Annotated in this window: 16 protein-coding genes, 6 tRNA genes, 1 rRNA gene and 2 pseudogenes; 4 read left to right on the top strand and 21 right to left on the bottom strand. The window is 42.0% G+C overall.

All coding sequences use genetic code 11. The features are described 5' to 3' along the window. Positions 1-735: 735 nt before the first annotated feature. The 13 genes and pseudogenes from hemC to sigW all read right to left on the bottom strand — a co-directional run bounded on the left by hemC (position 736) and on the right by sigW (position 14,886). A pseudogene (hemC, locus tag N6H06_RS23080) lies at positions 736-1,539 on the bottom strand (hydroxymethylbilane synthase). A gap of 35 nt (positions 1,540-1,574) precedes the next feature. Next, the gene (locus N6H06_RS10700; protein ID WP_263706443.1) at positions 1,575-2,405 is read right to left on the bottom strand and encodes a cytochrome C assembly family protein; all 831 of its coding nucleotides are present in this window, start codon (positions 2,403-2,405) and stop codon (positions 1,575-1,577) included. Between the two features lie 89 nt (positions 2,406-2,494). Beyond that, positions 2,495-3,859, bottom strand: coding sequence for a glutamyl-tRNA reductase (gene hemA, locus N6H06_RS10695; RefSeq protein WP_263706442.1), 1,365 nt, complete (start codon positions 3,857-3,859; stop codon positions 2,495-2,497). A 175-nt stretch (positions 3,860-4,034) separates the two neighbouring features. Next, the gene (locus tag N6H06_RS10690) at positions 4,035-4,742 is read right to left on the bottom strand and encodes a DsbA family oxidoreductase (RefSeq protein ID WP_263706441.1); all 708 of its coding nucleotides are present in this window, start codon (positions 4,740-4,742) and stop codon (positions 4,035-4,037) included. 54 nt (positions 4,743-4,796) lie between these two features. Continuing rightward, complete coding sequence (locus tag N6H06_RS10685) at positions 4,797-5,225, bottom strand: MarR family winged helix-turn-helix transcriptional regulator (RefSeq protein ID WP_263706440.1); 429 nt, start codon at positions 5,223-5,225, stop codon at positions 4,797-4,799. 154 nt (positions 5,226-5,379) lie between these two features. Further along, complete coding sequence (locus tag N6H06_RS10680) at positions 5,380-5,673, bottom strand: nitroreductase family protein (protein ID WP_263706439.1); 294 nt, start codon at positions 5,671-5,673, stop codon at positions 5,380-5,382. Positions 5,674-6,125: 452 nt separating this feature from the next. Next, positions 6,126-7,677: pseudogene (locus tag N6H06_RS10675) on the bottom strand (IS3 family transposase). A gap of 160 nt (positions 7,678-7,837) precedes the next feature. After that, entirely contained in the window at positions 7,838-9,640 is a 1,803-nt protein-coding gene (gene glmS, locus N6H06_RS10670; RefSeq protein ID WP_263706436.1) for a glutamine--fructose-6-phosphate transaminase (isomerizing), read from the bottom strand. A 419-nt stretch (positions 9,641-10,059) separates the two neighbouring features. Continuing rightward, positions 10,060-11,400 (bottom strand): phosphoglucosamine mutase, encoded by a 1,341-nt coding sequence (glmM, locus tag N6H06_RS10665; protein WP_263706435.1) that lies wholly within the window; start codon positions 11,398-11,400, stop codon positions 10,060-10,062. Positions 11,401-11,436: 36 nt separating this feature from the next. Beyond that, positions 11,437-12,660 carry a CdaR family protein gene (locus N6H06_RS10660; RefSeq protein ID WP_263706434.1) on the bottom strand — a complete coding sequence of 408 codons (1,224 nt, stop codon included), beginning with the start codon at positions 12,658-12,660 and terminating at the stop codon, positions 11,437-11,439. After that, a complete protein-coding gene (gene cdaA / locus N6H06_RS10655; protein WP_318527544.1) occupies positions 12,653-13,477 on the bottom strand; it encodes a diadenylate cyclase CdaA in 825 nt (274 codons plus the stop codon). Before cdaA ends, N6H06_RS10660 begins: the two co-directional genes overlap by 8 nt. Positions 13,478-13,638: 161 nt before the next feature. Next, positions 13,639-14,304 (bottom strand): anti-sigma factor family protein, encoded by a 666-nt coding sequence (locus N6H06_RS10650; protein ID WP_263706433.1) that lies wholly within the window; start codon positions 14,302-14,304, stop codon positions 13,639-13,641. 18 nt (positions 14,305-14,322) lie between these two features. Beyond that, positions 14,323-14,886, bottom strand: a complete 564-nt coding sequence (gene sigW, locus N6H06_RS10645) for an RNA polymerase sigma factor SigW (protein ID WP_062749008.1) — start codon at positions 14,884-14,886, stop codon at positions 14,323-14,325. Positions 14,887-15,034: 148 nt separating this feature from the next. Between sigW and N6H06_RS10640 the strand changes: the two genes are divergently transcribed. Next, a complete protein-coding gene (locus N6H06_RS10640) occupies positions 15,035-15,220 on the top strand; it encodes an aspartyl-phosphate phosphatase Spo0E family protein (RefSeq protein ID WP_062749010.1) in 186 nt (61 codons plus the stop codon). Between the two features lie 53 nt (positions 15,221-15,273). Here the strand turns inward: N6H06_RS10640 and N6H06_RS10635 are convergent. The 7 genes from N6H06_RS10635 to N6H06_RS10605 form a co-directional block, all read right to left on the bottom strand. Next, a tRNA-Ala gene (locus N6H06_RS10635) sits at positions 15,274-15,346 on the bottom strand. 205 nt (positions 15,347-15,551) lie between these two features. Further along, positions 15,552-15,624 (bottom strand) — tRNA-Lys (locus N6H06_RS10630). A 3-nt stretch (positions 15,625-15,627) separates the two neighbouring features. Further along, positions 15,628-15,702, bottom strand: a tRNA-Gln gene (locus N6H06_RS10625). Positions 15,703-15,714: 12 nt separating this feature from the next. Next, positions 15,715-15,799 (bottom strand) — tRNA-Tyr (locus N6H06_RS10620). A gap of 23 nt (positions 15,800-15,822) precedes the next feature. Beyond that, positions 15,823-15,898 (bottom strand) — tRNA-Val (locus N6H06_RS10615). A 301-nt stretch (positions 15,899-16,199) separates the two neighbouring features. Continuing rightward, positions 16,200-16,315: ribosomal RNA gene (gene rrf, locus N6H06_RS10610) — 5S ribosomal RNA — on the bottom strand. A 69-nt stretch (positions 16,316-16,384) separates the two neighbouring features. Then, positions 16,385-16,456 (bottom strand) — tRNA-Glu (locus tag N6H06_RS10605). A 199-nt stretch (positions 16,457-16,655) separates the two neighbouring features. On the opposite strand from N6H06_RS10605, the gene N6H06_RS10600 reads away from it, so the two are divergent. The 3 genes from N6H06_RS10600 (at position 16,656) to N6H06_RS10590 (ending at position 19,474) form a co-directional block, all read left to right on the top strand. Further along, on the top strand, positions 16,656-16,802 hold the full coding sequence (locus tag N6H06_RS10600) for a YjcZ family sporulation protein (protein WP_062749012.1): 147 nt from the start codon (positions 16,656-16,658) through the stop codon (positions 16,800-16,802). Positions 16,803-17,142: 340 nt separating this feature from the next. Next, positions 17,143-18,714: a glutathione ABC transporter substrate-binding protein gene (locus N6H06_RS10595; protein ID WP_263706429.1), complete on the top strand. Its 1,572-nt coding sequence runs from the start codon at positions 17,143-17,145 to the stop codon at positions 18,712-18,714. Positions 18,715-18,892: 178 nt separating this feature from the next. After that, the gene (locus N6H06_RS10590) at positions 18,893-19,474 is read left to right on the top strand and encodes an SGNH/GDSL hydrolase family protein (RefSeq protein ID WP_263706427.1); all 582 of its coding nucleotides are present in this window, start codon (positions 18,893-18,895) and stop codon (positions 19,472-19,474) included. A 167-nt stretch (positions 19,475-19,641) separates the two neighbouring features. Here N6H06_RS10590 and N6H06_RS10585 read toward each other — a convergent pair whose 3' ends face one another. Beyond that, positions 19,642-20,691: a 2,3-butanediol dehydrogenase gene (locus tag N6H06_RS10585; protein WP_062749017.1), complete on the bottom strand. Its 1,050-nt coding sequence runs from the start codon at positions 20,689-20,691 to the stop codon at positions 19,642-19,644. Positions 20,692-20,956: the final 265 nt, after the last annotated feature.

Raw genomic sequence — 20,956 nt, 5'->3', positions numbered from 1 at the left:
ATTTCTTTTATCCTTAATGCAACTCAATTACGTAAAATCAATAAATTAGTAGTTCTTCAACAGACGATTCGTAATTAAAAATTATGCTCTACATTAGAATATGTAACTATTAAGTTGTCATAAAAATCCAGATAATCACTTATTTAAACCTTATTGGATACCAACCTTTTAGCGTGGGGAAGTGGAAAGTAACAGGGAGAGTATTCCTGCCACGGGGGGGGGGGCACAGCCTCAATACACGGTAAATATTCCACACCCTAAAAGGTTTTATATGTAAATCGTTTATAATCTATCCCATTCCTCTTTTAAATGTTCTTTTTTCGCCTACAAAAACACCCCTTTGGCTAAGCACAACCAAAGGGGTGAACCTTCACGACTTTTTAAAAACCAGATTTCTGTTGATTTGGAATAAAGTTTGATTAAAAAATATCCCTCAATCCTTATCTAGCAGCAACTTCAAAAACTCCATTTTGAAAAAAGATTGATCAAAATGGAGTTACCCTTTTTAGATATGTATGAGATTTTCATAAAAAAGTTTGATCATTTTAATAAACCTTATTCTGCAAACGCGCCCAATTGTTGAATAGAGTGACTAATTTTCAAACGACTTTATTAAAATTAAACAACTTTATTATCTGTATACAAATCGCACTCAATAAAAAAAGCTAGTATTCATAAAATCCCATAGACAAAGGGGTTTATGAATACTAGCTTAGTAATTTTATAAATTATGCGTTAACTAGTTGGAATGAATTTTGCTACTTCTTTTCCTTTTTCTAAATCAGCACCGATAATTTTTTCAGCGTTTTCACGATCAGCTGTGTGGCCTTCGATTATTACTTCACCGATTTTTTCCATACCATAAACGCCACCAATTACATTATTGATGTAATTTACAGCCATTTCGAATGAAGCTATTTCTGAAGTAGAATAGTTACCACCACGTGCATTTACTATGATATATTTTTTATCGTTCATTAAGCTAACCGTTTCACAGTTATCTTGAATTCCTTCGGACTTTCGGCCAATTTTAAATATCACACGATTCATCTGTACAAAGGCATCGTACTCTTCAGTTTCAAGCTTCGCTAAACGTGTATCTACATTTCCACGAATCCATTTAATTTCAATGTCTGGACACAACATTAAAAGTTGAGAAGCACGTCGTAAACTACTTGTGCACCTACTGGAAGTTCCATAAACTTCACATGATCAGTTGAAATGAATGCGTCACGCGCATCTTCGCGGAGGAATACACCCAATGACAAGGCCTTCTGGCAACTCTGAAGGCATGTCCTTCATAATATGAACCGCAAAGTCGATTTCTTTGTCGTATAGAGCTTGTTCAATTTCTTTTACGAACAAACCTTTACCGCCAACTTTCGAAAGCTGCACGTCTACGATTTGATCTCCTTTAGTGACGATTTCTTTTACTTCAAATTCAAATGGCGAGCCCGCTTCTTTTAATTGGTCAATAAACCAGTTCGTTTGTGTTAATGCTAATTTACTTCTTCTTGAACCTACAATAATTTTTCTCATAATAGAAAATACCCCGCTTTAGCTGTAGTTAGATTTTAATACCAAAAATGAAAGTCAGATAAACGACTTCCTAAAAAGAAGTTTATTAATACTAAAAGGAATGCATATACATGTCCCCATGCATAATTTGTTCCTTGCAATTTGCCTTTTTGATGCCGATAAAATAAGAAGACATAAACAAATAGTAAAACAAACGATCCGAATATCTTCACATCAGCTAATGAAAACTCATTAATTGATACATATGCCCATTGTAGACCAAGAATCAAGCTAACCAACAGAAACGGTATGCCTGTGACAATCGAAATCGTCATGCCTTTTTCAGTCTGATCAAGTGAAGGTAATTTGCCAAACTGTTTAGTCCATTTCTTTTTCTTTAAAAGACGATACAAAATATGATAAAGCGCCGAGAAGACGAACGATAACGAAAATGCCACATAAGAAAGAATGGCAAATGTAATATGGATAATTAACAGCTCAGAAAGAAGTGTTTCCCCTACTGGTGACTGTTCAATTTGACTAGGACCAAATGTATGAATGGTAATAAATATAAAGCCAATCACATTTAAGAAGAAAACAGGTACCAACACGCGGTATGTAAGTTGAAGCACGATAGATAACGAAAGCAACAACCAGGCATAAAAATAAATGCTTTCAAACAGCGTCAAGATTGGAAAGCGCTTTGTTTCGACAATGTATAGGACTAAGAAAACCGTCTGCAAGATCCACACTGTGCTTAATAACCAAAATGCAATGCGCTGTGCTTTTGAATCTGTATCTAAATAATCGATGAAGTAAAATACAAGACTGATTCCATAGAGGATAACTATTACTTCATGCAGCCTTGTCATGGTCAAATCCGCCAATACCTTACCCCATTTCGCTTAAGACATAAAAATAGTGTTTTCGCATGTATAGTTTACCATACAGATACGAAAACGCCTCTTAACTTGAATTAATATGAATAGCGTGGATTAACTACTTGTTGTGTTTCTTCAACAACTTCCACTTGTTGTTTCGTAATCAGTAATTGACGTTCTTTTTCTTTTTGTACTTCTTCTTCGATCCCAAAAATTTGTTGGAATAATTGCAGTTGTTCATGAGAATTTGAAGTAGAAGCAAGTTCTTTTGCTTGTAGAATTGGTTCTTTTAATAATTGATTAATAATTGATTTTGTATGCTTACTCAAAATTTTACGTTCACGCTCTGTAAGATCAGGCATTTTGTTTTCGATGCTAACCATTGTATCTTCTTGAATTTGAGAGGCTTTTTGACGAAGAGCTGAAATAACAGGTACCACACCTAATGTACCCATCCAGTCTTTAAACTGTACCAATTCAAGCTCAATCATCAGCATGATTTCGTTTGCTGCACGTTGACGTTCTACTAAATTTGCTTCAACAATACCTTGTAAATCATCAATATCATACAAGAATACATTTGCAAGTTCGCCAATGCGTGGATCTAAATCACGTGGAACAGCAATGTCTACCATAAACAATGGTTTACCTTTGCGTAGACGTTCAACTAACTCCATTAACTCTAAATCAATGACGAAATTTATCGAACCTGTTGAACTAATTAAAATGTCAGCTTCGTGTAATGCACATTGAAGCTCTTGCATGGATTTTGCTTGTCCATCAAATTTATCTGCAAGTAATTGTGCTTTTTCTAATGTACGATTGATAACGGTGACTTTTCCTGCACCATTACTGTGCAGATTTTTAATCGCCAATTCGCCCATTTTTCCAGCACCCAAAATAACAACATGTTTGTTTTTCAATGAACCAAAAATTTTCTTCGCAAGCTCAACCGCTGCATAAGATACAGAGACCGCGTTTTCACCGATAGCTGTTTCTGTATGTGCTCGTTTGGCAAGTGTAATAGACTGTTTAAACAATTGATTAAACACCGTTCCAGTTGTTCCACGTTCTTGACCTTCTAAGAAACTTTTACGTACTTGTCCAAGAATTTGCGTTTCTCCACATACCATTGAATCTATTCCTGTAGTCACACGGAATAAATGTTCTCTTGCTTCATCATTTTCATAAATGTATAAATAAGAAGAGAACGATTCCATTGAGATATTGAACCAATTGGCAAGGAATTGTTTTATATAATATCGTCCAGTATGCAACTGATCGACAATCGCATAGATTTCAGACCGACTACATGTCGAGACAATTACATTTTCCAATATGCTTTTCTGCTCTTGTAATGCTCGCATCGCCTGTGGTATTTCTGATTCAACGAAAGACAATCGTTCGCGAATCTCTACTGGCGCTGTACGAAAGTTTACACCCACTACGATGGTATGCATGGCTCCATGACACCTTCACTTTCTATTTCATACCTTTAATTACATCATAACCATTGAAGCTATTTTTGAAGTAGAAAAGTTACCACCACGTGCATTTACTATGATATATTTTTTATCGTTCATTAAGCTAACCGTTTCACAGTTATCTTGAATTCCTTCGGACTTTCGACCAATTTTAAATATCACATGATTCATCTGTACAAACTGGGCCTTCACCAACAATTTTAAGAGCACGTTTTAAGCCTGCATCTTGTGCAGCTTTTTCAATCGTTTGCTCAAATATATGCTGTGGCTCCGCACCTGCAATCCCCCATTTATTGTTGAATACAAAAAACGGAACACCACGAACACCAACTTGACGTGCTTCATAAATATCTTGATTCACAGCATCTATATACTGATCACTGTTTAATACTTTCTCTGCTTCTTCTTTATTTAAGCCTAAATCTTCAATAATTGATAAAAGCTCTTCATCTTGTCCAATAGCCTTACCATCTAAGAAGTAAGCTTCTAAAACCGTTTCCATAAATTTAGCACTTAATGCGGTATGTTGTGCTTCTACCCATTTTGTTAAACGATGGGCCTTCACTGTATTTACTGATTTCATATCATCAAAATTGTAGTTTAACCCTACTTCTTTCGCTCTTTCTGTTATACCAGCAGTCATTTTTTTTACTTCATCAATAGAAGAATTGTATTTTTTACTTAATGTCTCATAAACTGTTTCGGTTGTATCGACTGGTGTAGTAGGATTTAATAAGTAACTTTTATACTCCACTTCAATTTGACCTTCATAGCCTGAGTCTTGAATCGCCTTCTCTAACTGACGTTTCCCGATATAACAAAATGGACATTCATAGTCTGACCAAACTTCAATTTTCATTGTTCAACACTCCTTCAATTTTTTATTTTGCTTCGTAATGAAAATACCGTAGTATTACTGTTTTAAAGTGTTTTCGTATAAACGTAGTAAATATTGTTTAAATTGCTGCACATCATCTTCAGCAAAACCCTCGTACAATTCATCCATTAATACATCTTTAAAAATTGTACAATCCTGTAATAGTGCCATCCCTTTTTCGGTAATGGCAACTAATACTTCACGGTTATTTTTCTCATTGCGCTTTCGCTCAATAGATTCCTGCTGCTCTAACATTTTTAAATGACGTGTAACAGCAGCTTGATCAATGGCTAACGTTTGCTGAAGATCTTTTTGCGTCACAATACCTTGACACTGAAGTGCAGCTAAAATCTCAAATCGCGTAAAACTAACATCCGTTCTCTTTTCAAAAATTTGCGTAATATGACGATCTAATGCTCTTATTATCGTAATCATTTGCTTTTTTTCATCGAAATAGTTTGTCATGCGATCCCTCCTTGTATAAATTTATTTGAAATTTAGGTCTAAAACACATAAACGATAATTGCTAGTTCTTAAGTTTAGTTAGAAAAACGAATTACTTGATCGGAAGGTAAACGTGAAGAATTACGTGCTGGCATAGCCGCTTTACCAATTGCAATTAAAAGCATTGGTAATTCTTTAACAGGTAGCTCGTATTTTTTAGTACTCCTTGCATCGAAATTAGACCAATATCTAAATGGGCAATATTTGAACGAACTGCATCAGTAAAACTGCCATAGTTAGACTCTGAATTGGCAATCATCATGTCCGCAATATCACGAGGCTTGTAATCAAGTTCAACGTTAAAATCATAAATGTGTTTTGCATTTTTATACATTTCAATATCACCTAATACGGCAATAATAGCTGATGAAGTTTCAATTTGTTCTTGGTTAAAGGCAGTCGTGCGCAACTCTTTCTTTTCTGTTTCGTCGTCTCCATTAGTTTTTCTAAAGCTGTTTTTTGTTTTAACATAGTATGCACCTTCCTTTCTGAAAATAGAATCGGACTTGACAATAGTTGACTAATCAACTATTGTCAAGTCATGTGTTTGGGTTATTTTTTTCATTCGAATTTGTGCGTGATTTCTATAAAATAACGAAAAGGGGGCTTGTAATTATGTTGGTCAATGTCTCGAACATCGTAGGCCATAAAAAATAGCCCCAATTTTTATATGTAAATTTAGGGCTATTTTTATGAATGATCAGGTTGTAGAAATATTGAAAGCTAATACATATTCAATCTTGAATCACTTTTTACTTATACCAATTATTTACAATATATAATATTTTTCACAATACGCTATTCAAGATATTGACCTATTTCTGCACCCCGTCAAGTAGACAGTGGAAATAAAAAAATAATTTAAGCGGCTTTAGCTCTATACTCCATAGGGCTAAGGCCGTCTAATCGTCTTTGGTATCGATGATGATTATAAAAATGGATGTACTCGTCTATCGCAAGCGAAAGTTCCTCAAATGTTTTATATTTATGTAAACCATACTTCTCACTCTTCAGTGTTCCCCAAAAAGATTCCATTGGTCCATTATCAATACACCGACCAACTCGTGACATACTTTGTGTCATCTTGGCCGCATCGATCTTCCGTTTAAACCCTTTAGAGGTATATTGGAACCCTCTGTCACTATGGATAAGTAGATGTTCACCAGCTAATTGTTCTGTGGCCTGGTCAAGCGTCTTGAATACAAGTGAATTATTATTGGCATGCCCTAGAACATAACTGACAATGGATCCATCATAAAGATCACGTATCGCGCTTAAATAGGCCTTTTTTGATTGGCCATACTTCAATTCTGTCACATCCGTCACCCATTTTTCATTTGGTTGAACAGCTGTAAACTCGCGGTTTAATCGGTTTTCAGCCACATGTTGAGGGGTGGATCGTTTATATGGTTTCTTCTTTAGCCGAATAACCGAGCGTAAATGAGCCACGTTCATCAGTCGATAGATTCTCTTTTCATTTAATTTCTCTTCAAACGCTCTATTCATGTGTAGCGTCATTTGGCGATAGCCAAAGGTGCGATCGACTTTTTCATGAAGGACTTTCATCTTTTTATGATTTCCTCATTGAGACGTTCTCGGTCAGAAGGGGTTCGTTTCAGCCATTTGTAGTAAACAGCTCTAGAAATACCAGCAATCTCACAAAGTAGAAGAATCGAAAAGCTCTCTTCCTTTTGAAGCTCTTGAATGGCGACATAGTTATCTTCAAATCGTATTTGATTTAGTTTCGCCTCCTTTCGACCTCTTCCAACTTTTTTAGGAAAGCATTCTCCGCACGTAACCGTTCATTTTCTCTTTCTAACTTTTTCATTTGAAGTTGGATTTTCTCTTCTGGAGTGAGTAGAGCTTCTTCTTTTTTACTACCACGTTTATCTTTCAACGCTTCCTCTCCGCCCTCTTCATACTTCTTCACCCATTGATAGACTTGTTGATAAGAAACATGATACGTATTGGCTGCTTCTTGGTAAGCTTTTCCGTTCTCCAAACAAGCCTGTACAATGTGGATTCGTTCTTCCCAAGTCGTTTTTCTTCCCTTCGTCATAGAGCTCGTCCTTCCTGGTGACGTATCTTTTAATTCACTATGACTAGTATACTTCCTAATCCAGTCTCTGAGGACAGAGGCGTCCGAGATTTCATACATTCGAGTAACCTCACGGATCGAATACATACCAGACAGATACTCTTTTACGGCGGCTAGTTTCAGATCCTTTGAATACCTTTTCCAGGTAGAAGACTCTTTTAGACCTTCCATCCCATGTTTATTATACTTATATTTCCATTCCAAAATCGTTGAATTGTCTACGTTATATATTGACTTTAATTCATTTTTTGAATAATCCTCTAATGCGTTTAATACCTCGTATTTCTTTTTTACTGAGTAAGACCTTTTGGACATAACAAATACTCCCCCATAAGTAGCCAGATTTTTATATTTTAATCTGTCTACCTAAAGGGGAGCATATCAATCATATCTAAAGGGGAGAAACGATTCGACTTTTTTCAAAACATTCAACTTTATTTCAAACCCACATTTTCAATTCAATATGACAACAACCCTACTCCACCGTCACGCTCTTCGCCAAGTTCCGTGGTTTGTCGACGTCGCAGCCTCTGTGCAGCGCGGCATAGTAGGCAATCAGCTGTGTCGGAATGACCGATACAAGTGGTGTCAGCAACTCGTGTACCCGGGGCAAGACGACAGCATCGCCTTCTTGGTCAAGGCCTTCCATCGAAATGATCGCTGTGGCTGCGCCTCGGCTTGCGACTTCTTGAACATTGCCACGAATGCTTAAATTGACATGTTCTTGTGTAGCGAGGGCAATGACAGGCGTTCCGTCTTCAATAAGCGCGATAGTGCCATGCTTCAGTTCGCCGCCGGCAAATCCTTCTGCTTGAATGTAGGAAATCTCTTTTAGCTTCAATGCACCTTCAAGAGCTACGAAGTAATCGGATGTGCGGCCGATGAAGAATGCATTGCGCGTCACGGATAGGTAGTCGCGGGCAATTTGTTCCATTTCGTCTTTTTGGTTGCAGAGCGACTCCATTGCATTTGCGGCAATGGCTAGCTCCTGCAGCAAGTCAAAATCAAGCGCCTTTCCTGCTGCATTGGCTACATCAACGGCAAGCAAGGCGAGAACAGCAATTTGTGCTGTGTATGCTTTTGTAGAAGCGACAGCTATTTCTGGCCCTGCAAACGTGTGCAGCGTATAATCGGCTTCACGGGAAAGCGTCGATCCTGGCACATTTGTAATTGTAAGCGTGCGGTGGCCTTGTTTTTTGACGTTCACAAGCACGCCGCGGGAATCAGCAGTTTCGCCGCTTTGTGAAATAAAGACAAAGAGTGGTTTTTCAGATAAGAGCGGCATATTGTACAAAAATTCGCTCGCAATATGCACTTCTGTCGGTTTGCCGGAAACGCGTTCGAGCAGCTGTTTTCCAACTAGGCCAGCATGGTAGCTTGTTCCTGCTGCAACAACGTAAATCCGGTCGCTTTCTTTCATTGCTGCGCGGATGTCTTCATCGAGGCGCGTGCTGCCATCTTCGTGTTGGTACTTTTGGATGATGTTGCGAATGACGAATGGTTGTTCATCAATCTCTTTTAGCATAAAGTGGGCGTATGTGCCTTTTTCAATGTCGCTTACATCAAGCTCGGCTGTGTAAGGCTTGCGCTCTTGCACATCACCGGCCAATGTTTTGATTTCAATACGATCGCGTTTGACTATCACGAGCTCTTCATCCATAATTTCAATAAATTGATCGGTGACAGTAAGCATCGCCATTGCGTCTGAGGCAACGACATTCGCATTTTCGCCAACACCAACTAAAAGCGGGCTCTTGTTTTTTCCGACAAAAATGGTGTCTGGGTCTTCCTTATCAAGAAGAGCAATCGCATAAGAGCCCTTCATAAGCGAGAGCGCTTTGCTGACAGCTTCTTCGGTTGTAAGTCCTTCCCCAGCCAATTGTTCAATAAACTGAACAATCACTTCCGTGTCCGTATCGCTTTTTAGCTGTACATCGGCTAAATAATCGCGCTTAATTTGCTCGTAGTTTTCAATGACACCATTGTGTACGAGCGTATACCGTTCTGTTGCGCTTTGATGAGGGTGTGCGTTTAATTGGCTTGGGACACCATGAGTCGCCCAGCGCGTATGCCCGATTCCGACTGTTGAGTGGACATTTTCATCAACAGCCTTGCGCAATGTGGCGATTCGGCCCTTTTCCTTAAACACCTCGGTACCGCTTTCTGTCCGGACTGCAATGCCAGCGGAGTCGTAGCCGCGGTATTCCAGTTTTTCCAGACCACTTAGCAAGATTTCCTTTGCATCCTCATTTCCGATGTACCCAACAATTCCACACATATTTTTCGTATCCTCCCGCAGTGGGAGCATCGACCTGCAGGGGCAGACGTGCCCCCACTCTTTGAATTTGTTGCGTGCTGCTTTTGTTTTTGTGCAACAGGTCACCCCATTGTTTTGACAAAAGCTTGCGGCTGTCACACGCAGCCGGAGGGAACCCGCCGAAAGTTCGATTAGCCCTCTCCTCGTCAACTGGCATCGTGCCAGTCCTGGCGCTTTGGTGTATGAAATTCATACAAGACTCATAATAAAGGAATGGAGAATTGCCGTCAATCGATTTCATAGGTTCTCCACAATTTTAAACTATGCACCTGTTTCGTTCGGCGGAACGGTTTGTTATTCAAAAGGGCAAAACAGCACTTGTTCTAGCGGAAATTTGGCTACATAAAAAAGCATTGCCTTATTACGGCAATGCTTTTTTATCAAGCTCCAAGCTGTTCTTTTACGACATCGACAATTTGGTTGGCGTATTGTTGGCACAACTCATCGGTTTTGGCTTCGACCATCACCCGCACAAGTGGTTCGGTGCCAGACGGGCGTACGAGGATCCGGCCTTCGCCAGCCATTGCCTCTTCCACACGTTGGATTTCTTGTTGGACGAGGGCATTGTTTTTAACTGCATCTTTATCCGTGACGCGGACGTTGATTAAGCATTGCGGGAATGTTTTCATGCCTGCGGCAAGTTCGGACAAAGGCTTCCCTGTTTGTTTCATAATGTTTAAAAGCTGCACGCCTGTAAGCAAGCCATCGCCTGTCGTGTTGTAATCAAGAAAAATAATATGGCCAGACTGTTCGCCGCCAAGATTGTAATTTCCTTTACGCATTTCCTCCATCACATACCGGTCGCCTACAGCCGTCTGCTTCGTTTCGATTTGTTTTTCCTCGAGTGCTTTATAAAAACCGAGATTGCTCATTACAGTGGTGACAACCGTATTGTTGTTCAGGCGTCCTTGTTCTTTTAAGTAGGAAGCGATAATATACATAATCTTGTCGCCGTCCACAATCTCGCCATTTTCATCGACTGCGATCAAACGATCGGCATCGCCGTCAAACGCCAGGCCTACGTCTGCCTGTTTTTCTACAACTAGCTTTGCCAGCTCTTCAGGATGGGTCGAGCCGCAGCATGCATTTATATTGGTTCCGTTTGGCGAAGAGCCCATCGACGATATATCTGCGTCAAGATCAGCCAGCACGTGCGTAGCTAGCGATGAGGCAGCACCGTTGGCACAGTCAATGGCGACGTGGATTCCTTCAAAACCGCCTTCAACCGTTTGTTTTAAAAACTGCATGTATTTCTGGGCGCCCTCAAAATAGTCATTTAACTGGCCGATATCGCCACCAATCGGACGAGGCATCGTATCTTCGCCGTCAATGAGTGCTTCTATCTCCTCTTCTTGTGAATCAAGCAGCTTAAATCCGTCAGACCCGAAAAATTTAATGCCATTGTCTTCTACCGGATTATGAGAAGCAGAAATCATAATTCCAGCAGTTGCGCTCAATTGTTTGGTCAGGAACGCAACGCCAGGAGTTGAAATGACCCCAAGGCGCATAACTTCGGCGCCAATTGAAAGCAAACCAGCCACTAAGGAAGCCTCAAGCATTTCCCCAGAAATACGCGTATCCCGGCCAATCAGCACCTTAGGTTGCGCCGCCTCTTTCGTTAGCACATAGCCGCCAGCGCGACCTAACTTAAACGCAAGTTCAGGCGTAAGCTCTGAATTGGCTACCCCCCTAACGCCATCTGTCCCAAAATATTTACCCATGATTGATCGCTCCTTCTTTATGCGTTCTCATTGCTTTCATTCTTCGAATTGCAACATCGCCTCATCGTCTAGTTCGAAGCGGATATGCGGCGGCCCACTTACCGATATAGGAAGGGACTGTTCTCCTTTATGGGAACCACTCGCATCCACCTGCAATTGTATATCGTTCATGCTCAAACGATCCAGCCTGGCTTTAGTCCCAAATGCTGTTACCGGAACTGTCGATGGCTGGTCTGCAGCGAAACGGACAGTGCCCTCTGCCCCGACAATTTCAATCGGCACGTCGGAAAACGCTTGCCTTTCTTCCTTTCCGACACTAAAGTGGACACGGACTTCTTTCGGTTCAATTCGTTCGGCATCCGTTGGTGTTTTCAGTTTTGCCGTTACCTCGCCGTTTTCCTCAACTTTGCTTAAGTCAACTGGCTCGCTTTCTACAAACTCAATATCTTCCAGAACGTCAGTCGGCCCATATACAGTTACTTCATTTGGTTCAATCGTCACTTCATCAATGCTGATTCCGTCTGGCAACTCATTCTCCTTTATCATTTTCACTGGCACAAGTTTATTTGGGCTCGTGATCGGCACGGTCACAGAAACAAAATTAGGGTCTGCTTCAATCTCCAGTTCTTGCCCTGACTCATCATAAAAATGGACAGGGTACTCATCTTCAACCGTTTCCTTGACCCCTTCAAGGTCTACGAACACTTTGGCTTCTTCAATTTGGTCAATCGTGTCTCCATCTGCGGTCACTTCCACATTCACTGGGTTGGCGATTGGCGAACCTGCAGCAAACTCGTCTCCTAGTTCGCTTTCGTTCTCGAGCTCCACGCGCACTGGGATCGAGACCGTTTGTTTTTCTTTTAAAGTGATGCGAACTACTTGAGGTTGCGTTGTTACCGACAGATCACTCGGGAAATTGCGTGTGTTGACGGCTAGCACATGTTCTCCTTCAGTGGTCACATCAGTCGCGTCCACAAACACCTCTGTCGACCGGTTGCTTGTTAACTGGAATAGCGAGATCGACACTTGCGAACCTTGGAGCTGCACACTCACTGTTTCCGGTTGGTCAACTAGTTCAAAACGTGTTTCATCATAAAACACTTCAAGTGGTTGGTCTTCGATTGTATAAGGAGTATTGGTTACTTCAGGCAAAAGAGACGGCGTGCCGACATTATCTTGATTGACCATAATAAATAACATCAATGCAATAAAGAAAGCCAGAATCCGCACAAACCAAATGCTATTAAACAGTTTATCCATTTTTTCTTCCACCCCACTGCCAGCGGTTTTCAGAAGAAGTAGCGCGAAGCAAGTTCTGCTCAAGCATCTCCCTCAACTGTTCTTCGCTTAAGTTACGGTAGAGCGTGCCGCTTTTTGATATCGATATGCCTCCCGTTTCCTCGGAGACAATCAATGTCAAACAATCCGTTACTTCACTGATCCCGAGAGCGGCACGGTGGCGCGTCCCTAGCTCTTTTGATATTGTATTGTCTTCAGACAGAGGCAAATAACAGCCTGCGGCCAAAATTTTATCGTTCTTAATGACAACGGCGCCATCGTGCAACGGTGTATTGGGAATAAAAATATTAATCAACAACTCCGAAGTAAGTACAGCCTGCATCGGAATGCCAGTCTCAGCATAATCGTTTAAGCCAGTCTCCTTTTCAATCGACACGAGCGCGCCAATGCGTCGCTTCCCCATATAAGAAGTCGCTTTAACGAGGGCATCAATGGTCGTTTGCATCGAATCATTTTTAGGAGCTGAACGGCTTGTGAACAGACGGCTTCTTCCGAGTTGTTCCAATCCCCTGCGCAATTCAGGCTGAAAGATAATAATGATCGCCAGCAATCCAAACGTAGCGGTTTGCTTGGTAATGAACTCCAATGTGCTTAACCCTAGGAAGTTGCTGACAAACCATATCATAAAAATGACAGCGATCCCTTTGACCAACTGTACAGCCCGAGTGCCGCGAATAATCATAATTAGTTTATACACAACATATGTAACAAGCAAAATGTCGACAATTTGGCCAATGTAAGCAAGCCATGGCAAATTTTCGAAGTCTATCGTAAACATGTATGCCCCTCCATGTTTAATCGTCTAGTCCTACCTTTGACAAGTCCAGCGCATCTTAAACGAAACGCAGTGCCAAACGTAACAAGTATACACCGATCCACACGAAATAGAAAGGGAGTTCCCGCTTTACGACAGGAACTCCATTATTTTTCATGCTTCTTCTAATTGTCGGTGGAATGTGGGTCGTCCTCTCCTGCATCGAAAACGGCGACAACTTCACTAAAAAACTCTTTCATGTTGTACCACGCCCAAGACAGCGCTTTGTCGACTTCCTCAATTTCCCCAGTTACTTGATTGGGCGAAGCGTAAAGTGCGTCTCGGTTGAAACGGCTATTGATGAGAAGGACATTGCCGCGCACTTCCCCTTCAAGCACGAGCGTGCCATTTCTGACAACCAAGTCACCATCAATTACTTCGCCTTCGGGCACAACGACAACGCCTGCTTCTTTATCAATTACAAACGGCCCGTTCCCTGATACGGCAATTCCGTCGGTAGTATGGTTCCATGCGGAAAAAAAGGCAGCTGACATCATGAGGAGGAATATCGCTGCTGCAACCAAAATTGGATGACGTTTAGCTTTTAGCTTCCATTTTGCTGTTTTTTTCGTTTTAGGCAATTTCGCCATAACGCCGGCAGTAAACCCTTCAGGCGCCTCTATATGAGAAGAACTTTGGATAAACGCAATGGATTTCTTCAGTTCTTGCAAATGCTCTCTGCAAGACGGGCACGATTGTAGATGAGCATAAAGTTCCTCTTTCTGCTCTTTCGTCGCATCTCCGTCTAAATAAATGTGTATCAATTCATCGTGAGAATGACAGGTTTTCATCTTGTCACCCCTTTACATTTATAAGTGCCGCATACGTTTACGCAGCGCTTCACGCCCTCGATGAATCCGCGTTTTAACGGTTGCTACAGGCATATCCATAATTTCGCTAATTTCTTTTAACGATAGATCCTCTAAATACTTAAGCACGATCGCCGTACGATACTTAATAGGAAGCTGGTTAATCTCTGATTGTATCCACTCTTGAAGCTCCATTTTCACAACCTGGTCTTCAGGCAGTTCATCTGTTGCGGCAAGTTGGGATTCATAGGTCACTTCCTCCATCCCTTTTACCGTATCTTGCAAATACATGTCAGGCTTCCGCTTCCGCAAACGGTCAATTGACACATTGGTTGTAATGCGGAACAACCAAGTCGAGAACTTTCGAGTGGTATCAAATTTATCTAAATTGGTATAAGCACGCAAAAACGCCTCTTGGGCGATATCTTGGGCTTCATGGACGTGGCCGACCATTCTATAGGCAACTTGGTACACTTTGTCTTTGTAGAGGTCTACCAATTCGGCGAAAGCCTGCTCATCCCCTTGTTTAATGTCTGCAATTAATCGATTCGTTAACGAGTCCATTTCATCCCCTACCTAAATTAAACATACGGAACTCACTGACAGATGGTTTCGTGTAATCTAATCATAACACGAAAAAATATCTTTTTTTTAAAAAAGAAGGAATTTTGTCCTAAACCGAGTAATGTAATTTAGAAAGGGAGGGAAGGATATGGCAAATGCGTATGACATTCACCCACTGTCGCGTTCGATTGAAGACACGCGGACGCAACTTAATGATTCGGCTGCTGCTTATCCGCTCAGCTCACCACACATTTTAACGATCAGTCAGAAACTCGACGCTCTACTAAATGAATACTCCAATCTTTCTGCAAAAAAACCGCCTAAAAGCGTATAAACCGATTTTCAACATAAAAAGAGCAGCCTATACAGGCCGCTCTTTTCTATAAGTGGAGCCTAGCGGGATCGAACTGCTGACCTCCTGCGTGCAAAGCAGGCGCTCTCCCAGCTGAGCTAAGGCCCCGATAAAAAACGGCTTTCGCCGTCCCAGACTGTAGACAAACGCTCGCATCCTTCGTTGCTCACCTCGTTCATATGCTCATGAATCCACGTTCTATTCGCATCTTCACTCGGTTTCGCGCCTCGGCTGACAAGCGTTTTCTATCAGTCTGAGTGATATTGTCGACTTTGTCGACAATATCACACAGCTTTCACCGTCTTTAAAGAAGTGAGCCATGAAGGACTCGAACCTTCGACCCTCTGATTAAAAGTCAGATGCTCTACCAACTGAGCTAATGGCTCTAATGGCTGGGCTAGCTGGATTCGAACCAGCGCATCACGGAATCAAAATCCGTTGCCTTACCGCTTGGCCATAGCCCAACAAAATAAAAATGGTGGAGGGGGACGGATTCGAACCGCCGAACCCGGAGGGAGCGGATTTACAGTCCGCCGCGTTTAGCCACTTCGCTACCCCTCCACGATAGAAAGACAATATGAACATGGTGGAGGATGACGGGATCGAACCGCCGACCCTCTGCTTGTAAGGCAGATGCTCTCCCAGCTGAGCTAATCCTCCATTTTGACTGCAGATAAGCGGCGAATTTCTTCGTCCAATTCGTGTCTCTCAGTCAGTCACGTACGGTTGTACGCTCCTTTCCTCGAGCACTTCTTGTCCTCGAACTTCTTGCTTCTCTTTGTCAAAGAATATGCAGATAAGCGGCGAATTTCTTCGTCCAATTCGTGTCTCTCAGTCAGTCACGTACGGTTGTACGCTCCTTTCCTCGAGCACTTCTTGTCCTCGAACTTCTTGCTTCTCTTTGTCAAATGTTGATTTTGAGGAGCCTCGTTTTACAATAGAGGCATATCTATGAAAAATTGTCCGGCAGCGCTCTACTCTCGCAAGGGGAATCCCCTAACTACCATCGACGCAAAAGAGCTTAACGACCGTGTTCGGCATGGGAACGGGTGTGACCTCTTTGCCATTGCCACCGAACTTAAAAAGGCAAGTGAAAAGCAAGGAGTTGAGAAGCCAACTTCTTGCTTTGCCTTCTACTCATAAAAATGACCCGTACGGGATTCGAACCCGTGTTACCGCCGTGAAAGGGCGGTGTCTTAACCGCTTGACCAACGGGCCTCCTGACTGACAAATAATATGATAACAAACGTTTTTTTAGATTGCAACTGTTTTTTTCAATTTATTATTGCTCTAATAGAATAGCCGAGAAGGGCTCATTTTATTCGCGGAGGTTTTACTATGAAAGCCCAGTTTTGTCGCCAAAATTGGATTAACGCATAAGGTGTATTATTCCTAATTGTAAAGGTGGTGTACACGCATGGGTTACTATGGCGGAGGCTACGACGGCTATGGCTACGGTCCAGCTGGCGGCGGTTACGGTGGCTACGGCTACGGTGGCGGTTTTGCGCTAATTGTTGTGCTATTCATTCTTCTTATCATCATTGGCGCAGCTTACGTTAAATAATTGTGCAACCACAACGTTTAAAGAGCAGGCTAAAACGGAGGCCTGTTCTTTTTCCTTTCTACTCCTGAAATTTCGCTGTTTAAACACATAATGATAGAATCTGTATTGCCAAAAAAACACTGCCTTCCTCCATTCAAGACTATGGCGCATGAAAACATAGGCTTGCAAACCGTGTTTTATTTGCACACGCCTAAGCAAAGCGTTTGATTTGTTTCCTAAACACCTATGCATATAAATAGGCGGTTGGCAAAACCATTGCGTTGACAGATATTTTAAACACATGTATATTAAACATAGTTTTTTCATCGGTTTACAGTATTTTTACAAAAGGAGACAACTTATGCCACCCATCACGAAGTTAGCCATAGCTACCTCCATTGCCACTGTATTGGCTTTAGGCGCATGCACCAATGATGCAAGCCAAAGTCCCAGTGAAGAAAATCGCTTTATTGAATACGGCATAGCAACCGACATTCGTCCACTTGACCCCCATACACAGAACATTGTCATCAATTGGCGTGTCGGTGCCAATATATACGACCGCTTAATTGAACAAGATGAAAACTTGGAGTTGCAACCGAGTTTGGCCACAGACTGGGAAATGCTCGATGAGTTAACGTGGGAATTCTCTTTAAGGGAAGACGTCGATTTTCATGATGGAAATGTGTTTGATGCAGAGGCTGTAAAAGCAAATTTCGAACGAAATCTAGCCGAGGAAACAGCGTCTCCGACTGCATACTTGTTTCAAGCTATCGAAGAAGTAGAAGTCATTGATCCAGCTACCGTCCGCTTTCATTTAAACGTTCCGTTTGCTTCATTGCCAGCGCATTTGTCACACCACGGAGCTTCTATCATTAGTCCTGAAGTGATAGCCGAGGACAATGAAGCTGTTGCCAACGGAGAAGCGCCAGGGTCCATCGTAAGCGAAAAACCGATTGGCACAGGCCCATTCCAATTTGAATCTTGGACGCCTGACGAAGAGCTTGTCCTGACAGCAAATGACGATTATTGGGGTGGTGCCCCGCAAGTAGCTGGTGTTCGTTTCACCGTCATTCCAGACGCTGCTACACGTTTAGCGAATTTACAATCAGGCAATTCCGACGTTATTGATGCCGTTTCGCCAAGCAGCATGGCCGAAATCGAGGGGAATCCAGATATAAATGTAATTGAAGTGGAGTCAACCTACGTTAACTTCCTTGCCTTTAACACCAATGAAGCGCCGTTTAATGACGTGCGGGTACGCCAAGCTTTTGCGAAAGCGATTGATAAGAATGAAATCTTTGATGGCATCGTCAACGGCTACGGCTCTATCGCAAACAGCCCGCTTTCACCGTTTGATTTTGGTTTTACGGAAATAGACGGCCTCTCCTTTGACCCAAATGAAGCGAAAGCTTTGCTCGCAGAAGCAGGATATGGAGAAGGCGATCTCGATGTTACATTAACTGTCAGCACAGAAGGAGATCAAGTGAACATCGCTACGTACATCCAGCATGCGTTAGCGGAAATTGGCGTCAATGTTGAAATTGAGCAAATCGAATTTGCTACATTTGTCGACTATACAGGCGAAGGGAAAACGCAAATGTTCCTTTTAGGGCGTTCTAGCCCAACAGGCGATGGTTACAACGGTTTCTTTACGATTTTGCATTCCAATAAACAAACGAGCAACCAACTTCGCTATCCTTATACAAACCAAGATCTCGACCAACTCATCGATGCAACTTTGGCGACTGAGGATGAAGGAGAAAGAAGCGCTTATTTCAAAGAAGCCCAACAATTAGTCGCGGAGGAAGTGCCATTTCATTTCCTCTACTACCCTTCTACTTTGACAGGGGTAAGCAATGATCTAGAAGGCGTAACCGTGATTCCAACAGGCGTCGTTTTCCTAAAAGACGCTGCTTTTACAAACAATTAACATCATCCGGGGTAGCTAAGCATCTCTTTGTTTAGCTATCCTCCTTTATTATTCGAGCGTTTGATATATTTCATCTTCGTTATTTTCATATTTTTCTGTTACAATAACATCAAAATGATGATAGCCTTTATGTTAGTGCCTAGCTCATTACCTTCGAACAAAGAAAGGATCTGTGCTTATGAAACTAGTATGCTTTGGCGATAGCATTACTGCCGGCCATGAAGGGTTAAACGAACCAATGTTAACCGCATTTCTTAAAAAGAAGTTGCCGCCGACGGTTGAAATCGTAAATGCTGGCGTTTCTGGCGACACAACCATTCAAGCTTTAGCACGAATTGAAACGGATGTCATTAGCCATCAACCTGATCTTGTAACCGTGTTGTTTGGAGCCAATGACGTAGCCACCCATAAGCGAGTGGAACAAGATGACTTTGCTGATAATATCGACAAAATCGCTAGCTTCATTTCGCCTAAGAAGGCGATTTTGATTACCCCCGCCCCTGTCGATGAATCACTTGAGCAAAACAGAACGAACGAAGCACTCAAGGCATACAGCCATTGCATCAAGGAAGTAGCACAAAAGCGTGGCTGTCATTTCGTTGACTTTTTTACCACCTTCTTCTCAAAGCCAGATTATCAATGGCGCTTAAAAGGGATGAGGGATGACGGCTTGCATTTTGGTGAAAAAGGGTACGACTTGCTTTCTGATTTGATTGCAGAAAAAATCGCTTCCCTTACGAAAGCGGGAAGCGGTTTTTAAACAATGGGGGAACTGGCGGCCTTACTACTCTTTCCAAAAACAAAAAAACGACCCCCTTATTTATTTGAATAAGGGGGTCATTTTTATCTTATCCGGTTTCTTTCACGAGAAGCCATTCCAGCCTCGACTTGCTCTCTTTCACGAATGGCCTTCCCCAATAAACGCTCTTATTTTTCGCCGCTAAGTTTCACGAGAATTTTAGCCTGGCGTTTATCGCTTGTTAACACTTCAAACCCAGACTCTACAATATCTTCTAGCTCAATCCGGTCGGTTATAACGCCTTTCGGATTCAACGCTCCCTCTGCCATTAAATCAATGGTCGTTTGGAATACTTCTGGTTCATAAGCCAAAGTGGACGTAATCTTAACGCCACTGCCCGTAATATCCATCGGATTGAATTCAATCGGCTTAGCAAAAATGGAAACAACGACGACCGTTCCCCGTGATTTGGCTGCTTGAATAGACTGGTTAAATGTTACATTTACGCCAGCCACTTCAAAGCTCACATCGACCCCATCTGGGACAAGGCTTTTCACTTTTTCAACGGGATCGACTTCGCCAGAATTAAATGTATGGGTAGCGCCGACTAGCCGTGCTTTTTCCAGCCTTTCTTCCGATAAATCAAAAACAATGATTTTGCTGGCGCCCGCAGCCTTAGCAGCAATAATGGTGAACAAACCAATTGGCCCCGCCCCAAAGACGGCAACGGATTGTCCAAATTTAAAATCGGCTTCTTTTACCGCTTGCACCGCCACCGCCATCGGTTCAACGAGTGCTCCTTCTTCTAACGTTAAGTTGTCAGGCAGTTTATATACATTTTTCTCTGGGATCACTGCAAAATCAGCGAATCCCCCATCTGTAGCAAGACCAGCAAACGAAAAGCCATCATAGAGATCAACTGAAGCGGGCTTGTTTCCGTAGGTAAAGAGTGGATTGATGACGACACGATCCCCCTTTTGAAAAGCTTTAACTTCCGTCCCTACTTCCTCAATCACACCGGCAAACTCGTGCCCTAATGTAAGGGGTGGCTCGCCGCCAGTAATAGGATCAGGCTCTCCTTTTGGGATAATAACCGGACCGTGCAAGTATTCGTGAAGGTCACTTCCGCAAATACCAGCCCATGCTACGCGCACTTTCACATCACGGGCGCCTAGTTTCGCGGGTTCTCTTTCCTCTACACGGATATCTTTCTCTTTGTACCATACGGCTGCTCTCATCAAGAACATCTCCTTATTATGCTATGGTGTTTTATCTACACCTTTATAATAACACTGTAAAATGAAAAATGGTCATTATAACGAAAATGTCCACTAAATCTCCTTATGTATTCGAAAACTGTTTATTACTCGCAAGAACGTATGAAAGAATGTCATTTTAATCATCCAAGGCAAGCTATGTTCACTAAATCATGATTCCCCTTAATTTTCCAAAATTACCTTCAAGATTATGCCAGCATTTGTTCCAAAAATCATCAATAATTGT

It is taken from the genome of Shouchella tritolerans (genome assembly GCF_025770735.1).
GTDB lineage: Bacteria > Bacillota > Bacilli > Bacillales > Bacillaceae_D > Shouchella > Shouchella tritolerans.
The sequence above is the reverse complement of the archived record's forward strand: the minus strand, read 5'-3'. Positions and strand labels throughout refer to the sequence as shown.

Coding starts and splice junctions, on each gene's coding strand:
- sigW (WP_062749008.1), bottom strand. CDS start 14,886: ATGGACTCGTTAACGAATCGATTAATTGCAGACATTAAACAAGGGGAT.
- glmS (WP_263706436.1), bottom strand. CDS start 9,640: ATGTGTGGAATTGTTGGGTACATCGGAAATGAGGATGCAAAGGAAATC.
- glmM (WP_263706435.1), bottom strand. CDS start 11,400: ATGGGTAAATATTTTGGGACAGATGGCGTTAGGGGGGTAGCCAATTCA.
- N6H06_RS10590 (WP_263706427.1), top strand. CDS start 18,893: ATGAAACTAGTATGCTTTGGCGATAGCATTACTGCCGGCCATGAAGGG.
- cdaA (WP_318527544.1), bottom strand. CDS start 13,477: ATGTTTACGATAGACTTCGAAAATTTGCCATGGCTTGCTTACATTGGC.
- hemA (WP_263706442.1), bottom strand. CDS start 3,859: ATGCATACCATCGTAGTGGGTGTAAACTTTCGTACAGCGCCAGTAGAG.
- N6H06_RS10600 (WP_062749012.1), top strand. CDS start 16,656: ATGGGTTACTATGGCGGAGGCTACGACGGCTATGGCTACGGTCCAGCT.
- N6H06_RS10640 (WP_062749010.1), top strand. CDS start 15,035: ATGGCAAATGCGTATGACATTCACCCACTGTCGCGTTCGATTGAAGAC.
- N6H06_RS10595 (WP_263706429.1), top strand. CDS start 17,143: ATGCCACCCATCACGAAGTTAGCCATAGCTACCTCCATTGCCACTGTA.
- N6H06_RS10690 (WP_263706441.1), bottom strand. CDS start 4,742: ATGAAAATTGAAGTTTGGTCAGACTATGAATGTCCATTTTGTTATATC.
- N6H06_RS10650 (WP_263706433.1), bottom strand. CDS start 14,304: ATGAAAACCTGTCATTCTCACGATGAATTGATACACATTTATTTAGAC.
- N6H06_RS10660 (WP_263706434.1), bottom strand. CDS start 12,660: ATGGATAAACTGTTTAATAGCATTTGGTTTGTGCGGATTCTGGCTTTC.
- N6H06_RS10585 (WP_062749017.1), bottom strand. CDS start 20,691: ATGAGAGCAGCCGTATGGTACAAAGAGAAAGATATCCGTGTAGAGGAA.
- N6H06_RS10685 (WP_263706440.1), bottom strand. CDS start 5,225: ATGACAAACTATTTCGATGAAAAAAAGCAAATGATTACGATAATAAGA.